General features: G+C 47.0%; 16 protein-coding genes and 1 pseudogene. 9 read left to right on the top strand and 8 right to left on the bottom strand.

Annotated features, from left to right (window positions below; all coding sequences use genetic code 11):
• Positions 1-90: 90 nt before the first annotated feature.
• From Q365_RS0100505 to Q365_RS0100485, 5 genes and pseudogenes are all read right to left on the bottom strand, one after another.
• Entirely contained in the window at positions 91-747 is a 657-nt protein-coding gene (locus tag Q365_RS0100505) for a c-type cytochrome (RefSeq protein ID WP_028021497.1), read from the bottom strand.
• 14 nt (positions 748-761) lie between these two features.
• Positions 762-2,096 (bottom strand): molybdopterin-dependent oxidoreductase, encoded by a 1,335-nt coding sequence (locus Q365_RS0100500; RefSeq protein WP_028021496.1) that lies wholly within the window; start codon positions 2,094-2,096, stop codon positions 762-764.
• 235 nt (positions 2,097-2,331) lie between these two features.
• Entirely contained in the window at positions 2,332-3,216 is an 885-nt protein-coding gene (locus tag Q365_RS0100495; RefSeq protein ID WP_028021495.1) for a sterol desaturase family protein, read from the bottom strand.
• 151 nt (positions 3,217-3,367) lie between these two features.
• Positions 3,368-3,577: pseudogene (locus Q365_RS0100490) on the bottom strand (VF530 family protein); the annotation flags it as partial.
• Between the two features lie 121 nt (positions 3,578-3,698).
• Positions 3,699-4,025: a hypothetical protein gene (locus tag Q365_RS0100485; protein ID WP_245621462.1), complete on the bottom strand. Its 327-nt coding sequence runs from the start codon at positions 4,023-4,025 to the stop codon at positions 3,699-3,701.
• Positions 4,026-4,292: 267 nt separating this feature from the next.
• Between Q365_RS0100485 and Q365_RS0100480 the strand changes: the two genes are divergently transcribed.
• From Q365_RS0100480 to Q365_RS0100440, 9 genes are all read left to right on the top strand, one after another.
• The gene (locus Q365_RS0100480; protein WP_028021492.1) at positions 4,293-4,676 is read left to right on the top strand and encodes a DNA-binding transcriptional response regulator; all 384 of its coding nucleotides are present in this window, start codon (positions 4,293-4,295) and stop codon (positions 4,674-4,676) included.
• Between the two features lie 141 nt (positions 4,677-4,817).
• Entirely contained in the window at positions 4,818-5,588 is a 771-nt protein-coding gene (locus Q365_RS0100475; RefSeq protein ID WP_035024220.1) for a DUF3450 domain-containing protein, read from the top strand.
• Entirely contained in the window at positions 5,585-6,931 is a 1,347-nt protein-coding gene (locus Q365_RS0100470) for a MotA/TolQ/ExbB proton channel family protein (protein WP_028021490.1), read from the top strand. Before Q365_RS0100475 ends, Q365_RS0100470 begins: the two co-directional genes overlap by 4 nt.
• Positions 6,928-7,479, top strand: a complete 552-nt coding sequence (locus Q365_RS0100465) for a MotA/TolQ/ExbB proton channel family protein (RefSeq protein ID WP_028021489.1) — start codon at positions 6,928-6,930, stop codon at positions 7,477-7,479. Before Q365_RS0100470 ends, Q365_RS0100465 begins: the two co-directional genes overlap by 4 nt.
• Entirely contained in the window at positions 7,476-7,880 is a 405-nt protein-coding gene (locus Q365_RS0100460) for an ExbD/TolR family protein (protein ID WP_028021488.1), read from the top strand. The genes Q365_RS0100465 and Q365_RS0100460 overlap by 4 nt, the downstream gene beginning before the upstream one ends.
• Positions 7,880-8,548: an energy transducer TonB gene (locus Q365_RS0100455; RefSeq protein WP_028021487.1), complete on the top strand. Its 669-nt coding sequence runs from the start codon at positions 7,880-7,882 to the stop codon at positions 8,546-8,548. Before Q365_RS0100460 ends, Q365_RS0100455 begins: the two co-directional genes overlap by 1 nt.
• Positions 8,545-9,780, top strand: a complete 1,236-nt coding sequence (locus Q365_RS25205) for a tetratricopeptide repeat protein (protein ID WP_035024216.1) — start codon at positions 8,545-8,547, stop codon at positions 9,778-9,780. Before Q365_RS0100455 ends, Q365_RS25205 begins: the two co-directional genes overlap by 4 nt.
• 277 nt (positions 9,781-10,057) lie before the next feature.
• Positions 10,058-10,606 carry a hypothetical protein gene (locus Q365_RS0100445; protein WP_028021486.1) on the top strand — a complete coding sequence of 183 codons (549 nt, stop codon included), beginning with the start codon at positions 10,058-10,060 and terminating at the stop codon, positions 10,604-10,606.
• 200 nt (positions 10,607-10,806) lie between these two features.
• Entirely contained in the window at positions 10,807-11,205 is a 399-nt protein-coding gene (locus tag Q365_RS0100440) for a GFA family protein (protein WP_028021485.1), read from the top strand.
• Between the two features lie 85 nt (positions 11,206-11,290).
• Here the strand turns inward: Q365_RS0100440 and Q365_RS0100435 are convergent, their stop codons facing one another.
• The 3 genes from Q365_RS0100435 to Q365_RS0100425 all read right to left on the bottom strand — a co-directional run bounded on the left by Q365_RS0100435 (position 11,291) and on the right by Q365_RS0100425 (position 14,276).
• Positions 11,291-11,533: a hypothetical protein gene (locus Q365_RS0100435; RefSeq protein ID WP_028021484.1), complete on the bottom strand. Its 243-nt coding sequence runs from the start codon at positions 11,531-11,533 to the stop codon at positions 11,291-11,293.
• A 140-nt stretch (positions 11,534-11,673) separates the two neighbouring features.
• Positions 11,674-12,480: an AAC(3) family N-acetyltransferase gene (locus Q365_RS0100430; RefSeq protein ID WP_035024212.1), complete on the bottom strand. Its 807-nt coding sequence runs from the start codon at positions 12,478-12,480 to the stop codon at positions 11,674-11,676.
• Positions 12,480-14,276 carry a family 20 glycosylhydrolase gene (locus Q365_RS0100425; protein ID WP_028021482.1) on the bottom strand — a complete coding sequence of 599 codons (1,797 nt, stop codon included), beginning with the start codon at positions 14,274-14,276 and terminating at the stop codon, positions 12,480-12,482. The genes Q365_RS0100430 and Q365_RS0100425 overlap by 1 nt, the downstream gene beginning before the upstream one ends.
• Positions 14,277-14,291: the final 15 nt, after the last annotated feature.

The raw sequence follows: 14,291 nt of genomic DNA, 5'->3' as shown, positions 1-14,291 counted from the left end.
CTTACTAAAGATATCAGATTGTTAGAAAGAGAGGCGGTGCAGTTTTGCGCAGTTGCTCCGCCCACAAGTGAGAACAAAACTCAGAATGTGTTATTCGCCATAATACGTGGCGAGGTAATCGAGAACACGTTCATGCTCCTCATCGTCAAGCTCATCCATGCCTTGTTCATCGACCATCCATTCCAAGGTTTCGTCCCAACTATCCCGACTGAGCCCTTGCTGCACAACAAGGTGTAAGGAATGACACACAGAACAGGCTGAGGCAACGAGCGCCATGTTTTCATCTGGGGCAAGAATACCTTCCCCCAAGGCTTTCACAGGAATCGCTTCATCACTGTTATGCCAATTTGGTGGCGTCGGATTTTTTGTGGCGAGCCATGCAATGATGGCAGCTCGCGCCCCGGGATCTTTCACGCCGGGATACACCATGTTGGTGCCCGGCGCGAAATCAGCGGGTGACGTCAAAAAGGCATCAAGGGATTCGGCATCCCACGTTTTCCCTTCAACACGGTTTGCTGAGAGCCCATCGCTATAGCTGAAACCCGAAAAACCGGCGATTTCTCGATCCGCGAGTCCGTATAGGGGAGGGCCAACAACCGTAATGCCGTTAGGTTCAACTTGGTGGCAGGCTTTGCACACGGCGGCTTGTTGTTCTCCTGCAGCAATCAACGCATCATCTGCGGCGTTTACTGCAAGGGGAGAAAACAGCAAAGCAGCGCCGAATAACGACGCTGTGGTTGATTTCATCAAAGCCATTTCACCTACCCTTTCACAACGAGTGCGATGCGGTGAAAGCTGTTGTTGAGGTAGCCTTTCGGATTCCATGCAATCGCGAAGGGTTGGCTAACGCCTTGGTCATCGGTCGCTTTTGCCCACACTTCGTAATAACCCGCTTGCGGGAAAGACACTTTTGATTCAAAGGTTTGCCATGCACCTTCGTTAGCGGGATCGGAAAGATCGGCATCGATCCATGTTGCGCCAAAATCATTCGAAAGCTGAACCTTGGAAACGTTACGATCCCCAGACCATGCATGACCGCGAACCAAGACTTCTTTGCCTTCGATTTCGCTGTTTGTTTGCGGCGAGGTGATCAGCGATTTCACGGGCATTCTTTCGATGATCACGAAATCGTCTTTATCGACTTTCTCACCGGGAGCAACAGGGCGGTTAGGCACGCGATACGCTTTGCCTGTCATCTTCGGCCCATCATGCACTTGGTCTCGCACTGTGATTTTGGTGAGCCATTTCTGCGAACACGACCCCGGCCAACCTGGCACAACCAAGCGAAGCGGTGCGCCGTTCATGTCGTGCAATGCCTCTCCATTTTGCGCAAAGGCAATCAGGTTTTCACCGCCCATGGCTTTCTCTATTGGTACACCGCGAGAAATAGGCAGTTTGCCTTCCTTGCCCGAAAGGTGTTTGTCTGCACTGTAGTGAGCGGTATACACCGCGCCTTCTTGCACGCCAGCTGCTTTCAATACATCAGCCAAGCGCACACCCGTCCATGAAGAACAGGCAACAGCACCCAAAGTCCATTGGTTGCCTTTGGCTTTCGGTTCAAAGTACGCGCGGCCGTTACCGCCACACTCCACAACCAATTGCTGTTCTACTACCTCAAAGTTCTTCTTCAGGTCTTCAATGGTGAGGGTCATGGGTTTATCGACTAAACCATCAATGGTCAGAGTCCACGTGTCAGCATCGACAGCGGTAGGCGGAATGCCGTTGTTACGAATGAAATGCCGAGCGGTTGGCGTGACATCGTCATTAAGCAGGTGAGGGGGCGTTTCTGCGTTTAGGGGTCTGTCATTGAGCACGATCAGCCCATCTTTACCTTCAATGGTGACGTCATCGAGGCCTTCAGCAAAGGCGGCAGGAACCATGCCCGCAGGCATATTGCGGTGAAAAGGAATTGCGCCGCCAAGGACGGCCGCCATGGTGGCTAAACCTGCACCTTTTAGAAATCCACGTCTGTCAGAGTGAGTCTTTCGACCAAACACGGTCTCGTCTGCGGTTTCTGGGTGTTTGCTATAGAGGTCGTAGATGCCTTCCGTTTGTTGCGCGTCCGTGTCTGAAGAATGTCCTTTCTTATCCGACATGGTGCCTCCTACTTAATGGGCCAACTGAACTGTTTGGAGAGTTGTTCAAAAATGTAAGCGGTTACATTTTTGACGATAAAGTATAGGCACACCTTTGATTGGGTTTTAGGGTGACTTGCAGGGCATTCTTAGTAGCGGGACATGGATGCACTATGCTGCATTGAAAACTGGGATGTCAGCTTGGTTTCTTTAACAAGTTTTTCTGATCTATTTTTGAACAATAGGGGGAGGGCAATCAATTTTTGTTCATGGTGTTGATTGGGGAATGGTCTTTGATTGCATCATCGCTGATTTTAGGAGAGCCGAATAGATAGGCCATTCGTTTAGATAACGGAGTTTTTGTCGGTGACAGGGCTAATCTAAAGAGTGTTCTCCATTGGTGAAAGGTAGCCACAAAGGGGTTCCAACTGTTAACGGCGTGAGGGATCCCGTAATCAATCTTGATGTCGTTTCTTTCTTCTACAAATGTGCCAAATAATTTGTCCCAGACAATCAGTACGCCGGCAAAATTACGGTCGATGTATTCTGGATTTCGCGCATGGTGCACTCTGTGATGAGATGGCGTGTTGAAGATATGCTCGACCCAGCCGAGTTTGCCAACCATTCGGGTGTGGACAAAGAATTGGAAACCAAGGTTAAGTGCAACAACGACCACAACGAAGGTCGGAGGGTAGCCGAGTAACATGAGCGGCGTCCAGAACAACCACATCCCTGATAGTGGGTAGGTTAGACTTTGGCGAAACGCGGTAGTGAAATTCATGCGCTCAGAACTGTGATGCGAGATATGTGAGGCCCATAGCCAATGCACATGGTGAGAGGCTCGATGAAACCAGTAATAGAAGAAGTCTTGTAGAATAAAAACGATGATGATTGAAAGCGGTGTGAGGGAAATATCAAAAACGCGGAATTGATAGAGCCAGAGGAAAAAGGGCATCAGCAACAGGGTAGCGATGATGTCTGAGGCCTGATGGAGTCCCGCCAAACTGAAATTACATAGCAGCTCTTTTAGCGAGTAGTCGTTGTCCCCTCGTTTTCGTAGCAGGCGATATTCGAGCACCATACATATAAAAAAGATAGGCGCGAGCAATACGAGCGTTAAAGACTCCCAGCCTGATCCCATGTCGTCTCCATACGAGGTATTGGCTTATGACAATCCAATATATACCACGAACATGTAGACGACAAATCGGTCAAATTGTTTGATAGCTAAACTATTTCTCTAGCTTGTTCAACGCTGCAGCCCATGGATCTGCGCTTTCAGTTTGACCGCAGAAAGTGTCGATATAAAGCTGTTCTGTTTTTTCTCTTGCCCACGGTGTTTTTCGCAAGAACTTGAGGCTTGATTTTACCGAAGGATCGCTGCGAAAACAGTTGATAGCAATTTGTTGGCCGAGAGACTGCCAACCATAATGTTCAACTAAATCGGTGACGATTTTCTCAAGTTTAAGGCCGTGAAGAGGGTTATTGGGTTGAACGTTCATGCTAATGCCGCAGGTGTGAGTGAATTCGGGAGCGACTTTGCCACAATGTACGTTTTGCTTCAATCAGTCGTGCAAAAAGAAAGGGAGCCTAAGCTCCCTTTCTTTTTGCAATCGAGCGCACTTAGCGGCGCATCGACAGGCTTTGTTCTGTAAATTGGCTCATATGAAGACGCGTTTTAATATCTTCACAGGCACGCTGAACACTGAAGGTTTGCTCTGCAGAAAGGTGTATTGACAGTGTACTTTTGAATCGAAAGTCTTCACAAATGGTCGCTAAGCCAAATAAATCAGTGACTTTAGCATCTTCTGGATCTTTCAGTAGCTTCTCGTGTTGCTTCTGAATTTGTATGACATAAATTTGATTGGAGTAAGTGATGGATGTCAGTGTCATCGCTACCATTGCGAAAAACAAAATAAGTGACACTGCAATCAGAGGTTTATTGTTCATATTGTACATAACTACCATTAATGGGGTGGAAAGTGATATTTCCATGCTCGAGAGTCTACTCTTCTAGGCATTCATTACGCAACAGTTTCAAACGCTTAAATGTAGATAATGTTGGAGATAAACCCAGCTTTTCGGACATCACTCTCAAACCGAAACCGTTTTAAGCTGATGACTTGGTTTTTGCACAATCCATCGAACGCAGGGTTAGATCTTTCTGTCAGGATATGACAGTATAATGAGAATCAATATCATTTAACGGGTGTTTATGTGCCTGAACTACTTTTAGTAGAAAGCAGACTTTCGCTATGCGGTTGGGTGAAGACCACACTCAATCAGCACGGTTGTAAGGTGACACGAGTGCTTGATATTCAGCAGGCTGAATGGGCGCTTAGGCAGTGTGATTTTGATTTGGTTTTTCTTGCGTCAGATACCATGCTGTCGTGCATAGCAGATGTTCAACACGTAAGGAGGCGTTCAACGCTGCCGTTGTTCGCTTTGTTGCCGAGTTTGACTGAAACAGAGCATGCTGCACTTATTCAGGCTGGTGTTGATGAGTTAATCTGCGAAAATACAACTCGCGAGACGCTCTGGACTCAAACCGAAAATTGGTTGAGTAGAGTCGCTCATCGTCCTGAACGGCAGAGATATTAACAAGCGAGATGCGGTTATCACATCGGTTGTAAGACTGGCGATAACCCATCGTATAGAAGGTGCATTAGGGTAAATCGTCTCAATAGCTAGCGAGATTTTTACACTGTAAATGCTGCAACGAACTTAGAGACACAAAATTTCATGAAATTCTTCACGCAAGCGATGGCGATTCCCCTGATAAGCCTGTCGTTCCCTGTAGTTGCCAATACTCTTGATACTGCAGCGTCTATCGAAGCTAAAACACTCCAATCGGCAGTAGCGTCGCAACAGCGGATCGATGTCAGTGATGATCGCGCCCAAAAAATGAAAGCGGAAATCGCGTTGCTTCAGCAAGACGTTGACAATCTTTCTGTCTATCGTACGCATTTACAGAATGTAACCCATGATCAAAGCCTTGAAGAGGCGAACCTGAATCAACAGTTAGAGGATATCAATCAGACAAGGCAAGGTATTGTTCCTCTGATGTATATGATGATTGATGGGTTGAAATTGTGGGTAGACACGGATTTGCCTATTAAGGCTGCACATCGCCAGAAACGTGTTGATTCATTAATCAGCATGATGTCGATGTCTGATGTGAGTGATGCAGAAAAATTCCGTCGAATTTTAGAGGCGTATCAGATCGAGTTGGATTATGGGTCGAAGCTCGGTAGCTATCAGGAAACTATCGTGTTGGATGGTGTTTCTCGTGATGTTGACATACTGCACCTTGGGCGAATTTCCCTTCTCGCAAGGCGATTGGATGGCAAAGCGTTTTGGTTTTTCAACAAAGACCAATCAATGTGGCACCCCGTCACCTCTTCTGATCACGAATCACTCGAACTCGCCTATCAAGTTGCCAACAAAAAATCAGCGCCGACTCTGTTGACCTTGCCTCTGTCCGTGTCTTCTTTGCAGGAGGAGCAGAAATGAATATGAAACGAGTACTTCCTGCACTGTTTATCTTTATGTCGCTATTGGTAGCACCTGTCCATGCGGATTTGGTAAGTGATACCCAGGCGGCCCATGCGGCTGATAAGTCGCACAACAGTGAGCGAGAGTCTGCGTTTGAAGAGCAAGAGACGGCGCTGCAACGTCAGTTGGAAGCATTGAAGCAGCAGCAGAAAACGTTAGAGAGTGACATTGAACGACTAAGCGATGACTTTGCAGCCAATGAAAATACATTGGCTGACCTAGAGCAAACCTTGTTGCTTGAAACAGGCAGTTTGGGCGAAGTGTTTGGTGTTGTCCGACAGGTTGCCAAAGAGATCCAGCAAGAGCGTGATGGCTTACCTGTGACTGCATCACAGCCTATGTTTGAGCAAGAGCTAGCTGCGATCGCAGACGCTGATGCCTTGCCGTCTCTTTCAGATCTTACCGCAATGTATTTGGGCATCATGAATGATTTGTCAGCCAGCAGCCAGATCGGCTCACTGAAGCTGAATGTACGTGATGCTAATGGCGTGATGAACCAAAAAGAAGTGCAGCACGTGGGTAACATTGCGCTCGTCGGACAAAACGGATATCTCGAGTGGGATGGCAAACGCCAGCAAGCGAATTTATCGCCGTTTCAGCCTGAGGGCGGACTCACCACGAAAGCGTTAGAGCAAGATGTGGCTGGTGACTTAGTGGTGATAGATCCCACGGGCAGTGCCGTACTTAATCAACTCGCAGCGACGCCAACGTTGGCCCAACGTTTTGAACAAGCCGGGCTTGTCGGTAAAGTGATCGCGGCGCTACTGGTGATAGGTGTGGGTATTGTGTGTGTGCGAGGGTTCGTCTTGTACCGCACAGGGTTGATGATCCGCCGCCAAATGAATACGCCTGAAGCACCAGGAGATAACCCATTAGGGCGTGTATTGAATGTGTATCGTTTAGAGCCTAATCGAAGTCTGGATGCGCTTGAGTTAAGACTCATGGAAGCCATCATGGATGAACAACAAGGCTTTGAAAAAGGCCTGTCGATGTTAAAATTATTGGCTGCGTTAGCGCCGATGCTAGGCCTTTTAGGCACAGTAACGGGCATGATAGAAACCTTCCAGATCATCACGCAATTTGGTAACAGCGATCCAAGCGTGATGGCCGGAGGCATATCAATGGCATTGGTTACAACTGTCATGGGATTGGTTGCGGCAATACCACTACTTCTTGCGCATAACTTACTCACCACACAAGCAGAGATGCTACGAGGAACACTTGAGAAAGTAGGTGTTAGCTTAGTAGCACAACAATCTGAGCTTCCGATGAAACCGACCGTTTTGGGCTTAAGTGCATGACCGACATCAGCCTTTATCAAACAAGTTTAGCGACGCAATGGTGGCTGTCGCTAGACAACTTTATGACTCAAGGTGGTCCCGTGCTTTGGGGGTTAGCGCTGGTTGCTGGCCTATGCTGGTTGCTTGTGATTGAACGGGTTTTGTTTTTGGGATTTATGTTTCCGAGCGCGTATCAATCCTTTGTGTTGCGTTGGCAGGCGAGGGCTTGTCCTTCATCTTGGGCATCAAGTGTGATTCGTGATGGCTGGTTATTTGAAGCACATAATCAACTCTTTAGACACCTCAACTTGATTAAAGGACTGGTTGCGATTTGTCCTATGTTGGGGCTGCTTGGCACCGTCACTGGCATGATCACGGTATTTGATGTGATTGGTGCTGAAGGTGCTGGCGAAGCGAGAACCATGGCGGAAGGTATTTCAATGGCGACATTGCCGACACTGGCGGGCATGGTTATCGCCCTAGCAGGCCTATTTGCACACGCACGTTTGTTCAAAGCGTGCGAGCGACGTGAAGCCGCACTAGCGAAAGCGTTGAGGGTGAAACAATGAGATTTCAAAGATATCAAAAGCCAAGAGAAGACGCGCAAGTGGATCTGACTTCCATGCTAGATATTGTCTTCATTATGCTTATCTTCTTTATTGTTACGAGTTCTTTTGTCAATGAATCGGGGGTTGAAGTGAATCGCCCGTCCGCTAGCCACGCTTCATCGCAAAAAGGGACCAGTATTCTCGTCGCGATCACGGCCTCCAATGAAATTTACATCAATAAACAGCGCGTCGATGAAGAACGCTTAGCGGCGACGTTGGCGCGTCTAAGTGTTGAACAAGCGGATGCTGCGTTAGTCATTCAAGCCGACAAACTAGCGTACAATGGTACCGTTGTGTCTGTTATCGATGCCGCGAAAGGCGCGGGTATAGAGAAGATCGCATTGGCGGCGGAGCAAGGTTGATGTTGCGTTGGGTAGTCGCACTGGGTTTTTCGATAATCTGCGTCATTGGCTTGTTTGGATTGATGGCCAAAATGGTGACACCGTCAGAAACAGCGGCGAAGCAAGTTGGTGACGCGCTAGCGTTTGATATTGTGATGGTGGAATCTGAGTCTGACCTCGCACGCAGGACACGAGCGCTGCCGCCTGAACCTCCAACTCCGCCGGCTGCTCCTCAAGTCCCTACATCAAATCCACAAACACTAAGTACGCCGAACCTCTTTGACGCTAGCTTAGATCAAGTGCTGCCTGACGTGTCGATGGATTTGAGTGTCGCGGGTATTCAAACTTCAATGCCTGCTGTGACTCAACAGCTCGATGTCAGCAGTCAGTTACCGTCAATGGAAACCGGAAGTGCCCAAATGGCGACGCCGATAGTCCGGGTGAATGCGACTTATCCTCCCAAGGCCCTCAAGCGAGGAATCGAAGGCTATGTTGTGATTTCATTTACTATCGACAGAAATGGGCGACCATCAGATTTGAAAGTGATTGAAGCAAAGCCCAAACGTATGTTTGAGCGCGAGGCAATGCGAGCGCTTAAAAAATGGAAATACACGCCAAAAAGTGTCAACGGTGAAGCGATTGAACAGCAAGGGCAGACTGTCAAACTGGAGTTTATGTTAGCTAAATGATGACTTATGTGGGTTTTCGTCTTTCTTACTTAGCGGCTGCGCTATTTGTCGCGGCAAGCTTAATGTCGCAGTCAGCGTATTCATCGCAGCTTTCCAACTACACCGCTGTTAAGGTGCAGCGAGCGATTGCGTTACAGCAGGAAGATAAATGGCAAGATGCCGCCGTCGTGCTGGAGAATCTGCCTACGTTGACGGGGTTTGACTTGGCATTTGTTCAGCGCATGCTGGGCGGGATGTATTGGCAACTGGATGAGCCAAAAAAAGCGATAGATGCGCTGAAACTTGCTGTTGATACCAATAAGTTGGAAGCGAATGATCAACGCTCTGCTGAGCGGATGCTTGCGGATCTTTTACTTTCCCAGTCTCGCTATGAAGAGGCGTTGTCTCGCTATTATCCGTTGGTTAAGCCGACATCTAACGAGTCAGAGAACAACGTATTAACGCCGAAAGAGCAAGCCGATATTTGGTTTCGTGTTGCGCAGGCGCACTACCAAATTCAGCAAATGAAGTCGTCACTTTCTGCTGTAAATCACCATCTTGCGCTGGTCGCACCTAAAGTGCCTTCTTTGTCATTGAAACTGATTACACAAATCCAGTTATCGCGTTGGAAGAGTACTGTTTCTACACTCAAACAACTTATTGCGATCGATCCTAACAATAAAACATGGTGGCTTCAGCTTACTGGTAGTTATCAGCGATTAAAGCTACCCAAAGAAATGCTCAATACCCTCGTATTGGCGCAGCGACAAGGCATTGCGTTGTCATCATCAGAAAAACAAATGATGGCGCAGCTATACCAACAACAAGGCGCGCCAGAGAAAGCAGCTGCCTTGATGCATCAACTAAACAAAGAGGATGCTTCTGTGACATCGCTTGTAATGGAAGCAGGCTATTGGCAGCAATCGAAAGAGTGGGATGAAGCGATAGCCGCTTGGTTACTTGCAGCACAACAAGACAATCAATACCGTCTCTCTGTTGCTCAGTTACAACTTCAACGTGGCCATTATCGTGACGCTTTGGAGAGTCTGGCATTAGTATCTTCAAAGGAACACTCAGCTCAAGTTGCTCTTTCCCAAGCGATGGCTTTTGACAAACTTGGAGATATCGACAATGCCCTCGTGCAGGCTAGCCGCGCTAATGAGATAGAACCAACCAGTCAAAGTCAGAGTTGGATTGAATACCTGAACCACAAACGCAACACCCTCAATCAAGCGCCTCATAGCCCAAACTAGTGGCTCCTCTAGCGAGCGATGCAGTTAGCATCGCTTGCTAGAGGATATACCCCATCAAATTCTCGTTGAACAAGCACCTTGGGGCTGTTTGGATATATATCTTTATTAGAGGTTGATAATCACATCATTATCGCCTTATTATCAGCCTGACCTTGTATTACTCCGCTAATTTGCGGGCGCTCTGGTTATATCTTCGGCAATATGACGTGTTTTGTTGTCGATAAAGAACATCGAAAATCTGAGCCTTTCATGCTCCTCTGTTAGAGAATATCCCTGAATGACGTTAGACCTCATCACAGAAATCCTTGGATGGACATCCGTTGCTTTCTACATTGGTATTACCATTTTCAACACCATGAAATTTACTCGCTTTGCCGCGTTTGGTTCTGCAACGAACGACACGCTATGGGCGTTTCTAATGGGATGGTGGCCTAAAGTTATTCTGAACTTGTCAGTGGCGTCACTGAACACGTATCGCTATGCAAAAGACTTCACTAATGCCTCTAAAAGCGTGATTGCTGGACTGGGCGCGGTAATGGCTGCGGGCATCATCTATATTGCTTATGTGGCAGTTACAGCGTTTATTGCGGAACCGACATTGCCTGTTGCTTTACAGTTTGTCGATTTGGGCATCATTCTATTGGCGCTATACATGACCACCTTGACCAACTATCGCAAGCTGATGTTGATTTCAGGCTTTGTGGGTATGGCGGCGTATTATGGCAATACCCAAATGATGATTATCAAAGCAATGGTTATAGGCATCATGACCTTTAAGTTGTTGTTTGATAAATCGCAGAAATCAGAGACTGCCGACGCGGTATAGCTTCTCCTCATTTGACAAAAAAGGGCACCTCACTGAGGTGCCCTTTTTTTATCTAATTGTTGCATATGATTTTTATTGTGGTTACGTTGTGTTCAATGTGATGTTTGTAACGTTAGTGAGTCATCTACCAGTTGTATTCAGTCGTTCTGAAGGTTTTTGGAAGGTAGCAACAATATTTCAATAACAATGAGGAGAGATAAATGAAAGGAAGCTGTCTTTGTGGCGAGGTTCAATACGAAGTAGACGCATTGAGTTCACCCATTATGCACTGTTCATGTAAGACATGCCGTAAAGCTCATTCAGCGGCATTCAATACCGGTGCTGCGGTTAAACCTGAAGATTTTCGCTGGTTAAAAGGCGAAGACAAACTGTCTCAATTTGAGTCTTCTCCGGGTAAGTTAAGAAAATTCTGCTCGGTGTGTGGCAGTCAGCTGATCTCGACCAAAGAAGGAATGCCCGTTTATGTGCTTCGTGTGGCGTCTTTAGATGACGATCCGCAACAAACCCCCGCTTTTCGTATTTGGAAATCTGATGAGGTGAGTTGGTTGGGATTTGAACAGGATATGCCGCAATACGACGAATGGCACCCAAATCGATAAGAACATTTTGATGAATCGGGACGCAACAAAAAAGCACCAGAAGGTGCTTTTTTGCGATGGGGTGTTTGGGTGAAATGAAGAATATCTAGTTTACAAATCCATCATCAATACAGACTCGAACACACTTCTCGGCGGCAATTTCTGCTTCTTCTTTGCTCTTAAATATAGACAGTGACTTGTCTGAATTCATAAGTTCATAGGCTTTTTGGGTTGCGCTATTTTTGTTCGTAGTTGTCGAAGTGAAAGAGAATGAGGCTGAGTAACCTCCTAGTTCTTCTTGCTTATTTACGTTAACAAGGTAATTGATATTGAGATGACTTCCTTTCATGACACTGTCCTTTTTTGTTGCAAGTGTGTTAAAAAATAGACAGTGATTTCTCATTCGTCAAAAAATTACCGAATTAATGACCGTAAAGGTGATCTTCTCGTCGTCTAGCTGATGGTATGTTTAGTGACGATGTAACATATTCAGTGAGTGCGGATCAGTCCACCAGCCGTCATATCTTGGCATCTTGGGCACTCAGTTGTACATTGTGTAATGGTTGGGTTCGCTGTAATGGCTCGCGCACTTTCTTGTATTAATGCTTTAAGTGGATAACTTGTCCATTTCCCCAGTCCGACATCAATGCGGGTAGAGATAGGGTTTAACACGTCTTCAAGTTGATGAAACCCTTCAGAACAGCTCCCTACACAGACTTCAACATCACCACGAGATGTGGTGCGAGCCCAACGACGAAACAACTCGCGACCTGCCAATTGTTCGGCGAAATGGATTGGCGTGATACTGTTTAGTGTGACGCCGACTGATAACACAATCGCATCGGTGGCATTTAAACAGTATTGGTAATGGCCGTATACGTCGATGTCGTTTTGATGGGACAACACGGCTTCTGCTTTTGGTCCAACACCGGCGAAACTTCCAATCGGGTGATCTGTTCGGAAGCGCACGTCATGGGTTACGACAGCGGCGGCGAATTTTCCCATCGACACTTCAATACGATTGTCATTGCCGTCAAAAGGAACAATGTCATCGAATTGCCACTCACCGCGGTGTCCATTCTGTTGGTAGTTGTTGTTTTTGGGTGGGTGGCACAACGTATAATAGTTGAACGCAGGGACGATAACCGTGCATCCTTCTGCGAGTAGCATGCTCAATAATGTGTCGGCTCCTCCTTCAAATTGACCTAGGGATCGCATAGAGGCATGGACGAAAACGATTTTATTGGCGAGGGATAGTGCATCAATCGCAGATTTAACTTGGTCTTTAGTCTTCATCAATGAACGGCCTCTGTGGATTGTTGCGTCGTTGGTGATTCATCTAACAGTGAGAGTAAGTAAGACAAGCGAGCGCTGCTTTGATTCATCCCGCCAGGTCGGTAATATTCCGTCCATAGTTGACGATATGTATCCAATAGCATCTGTATTTTCGGGCGTAGTAAGCTTTTTCGTTCCTCAGAAAAATCTTCAATCTGACGGTGGTGTTCATCGGCATATCCTTGAACGATCTCGCAGGCAATCTCAAGAGCATCAATGGTCCAGAGTAGATCGGGGGTCAATTCGCTCGCCCTCAGTGGCTTGAGCTTTTGTCGCCATTCGGCCAATTCAGTCATGGCAATATCAAGGGTGTGAGATTTAATGCCGGTAGCGCGTTTTATGTGTCTGCGTGACAGCTGATCAAAAAGGACGGGACCGAAAAACGCACAGTTTGGTGTCTGAACGCCCGTGGCGAGATAGATGTCTTGTAACGCGATAAGCGCATCTATTTCGACTTGCTTGGCGTCAGGGTAAAACCATCTCACCGCTTGGCTGACATCACTGTCTAGTTGCTGTTCTTCTCCCCAAGCCATTGCTGCACCAAACGCGTAAGCTGGAATAGGCATGGCAAACTGTTGTCCATGACCCATATCGCCCCATTCAGTGACCATATATCCTTCTGCTCCAAAACGTTTCGCCGACTTCGCAGCATTGCGCATGTGCGAAATCGCTGCATGCCAGCGTCCTGATACAGAGGCGTAGCAATCGGTAGAGACCACGACATGGAATGGATAGCCAAAAAGCGCGAGTTGTTTATGCTCAGCGTCGAAAGGGTGCTCCGGTTCGTACCCCCAATTGAGCAATATCAGGTCATTGGGGAGTTGCTCAATGAGATTGGGATAGCGAAATAGCATGTCACTGAATATTTGGCACTGCTTACCTTTTGATTTTGCTAAGTCGATAATCTTGTTTAGATAGGTCAAATAGACCTTTCCCTTTCCAAATATGTCGCAGGCCGACTTACTTGCGTTTTCACCAAGATCCATGGTCTCGTCAAAGTTGATGTTTATCGTATTGGTAGAGAAATTTGGCAGCAACTCGCTAAACAGCTCGTCGATAAAGATTTCGGTTTGCGGGCTGATAGGATTTAACCCAAACGCTCCCTCTCGAAAATCTCCCCGTTGGTCAGTAAACCCTGATGTTTGCTCGGCAAGGTGATGGTATTCAGGATGGTTGAGCCATTTCTCCATGTGACCAAAGCAGGCTTGATTAGCCACCAGTTCAATACCCAATGATTGGCAGTAAGCATCGATTTCTCGGATTTCAGCACTTGTCATTGGCGAATAGTCAGCCCACACAAGAGAGTGTTTTTGATACGCGAAAGTGTGTTCTGTGTAGAGCTGCAGTTGGTTAAATCTTAAGTGCGAAAAGTACTCGATCAGACGTTTTAAGGTTGCCATTGTTGGCACGCGATCACGGCTAATATCGACTAACACTGAGCGGGTTGGAAAATCGGGCCAGTCTTCAATGATGATGTCTTCTCGCAGCACTGCCTTTTTTTCGACCAATTGATTAATGGCAAGGTGAGCATATCGAATACCATGAAGATCCGAGTAGTCGACAAGCAAACAGCCGTTGGCAATACGGATACGATAGCCTTGTTTGGGCAGTGAATCATCATGCTGGTAATTCAATGTTGTTAAGTTGACCTTCGCACCAAAACTCACGGGACAAGATGAAGCCAATGCAGAAATACGGACATTTTTCGTCGAAAATCCTGCTAGGTAGCGTTTAGGTAAAGGGAAGATCATTGCCATCAGTTGTCCTTGTCG

This window comes from Enterovibrio calviensis DSM 14347 (assembly GCF_000621165.1).
Lineage (GTDB): Bacteria > Pseudomonadota > Gammaproteobacteria > Enterobacterales > Vibrionaceae > Enterovibrio > Enterovibrio calviensis.
This window is presented reverse-complemented; position numbering and strand designations above follow the sequence as displayed.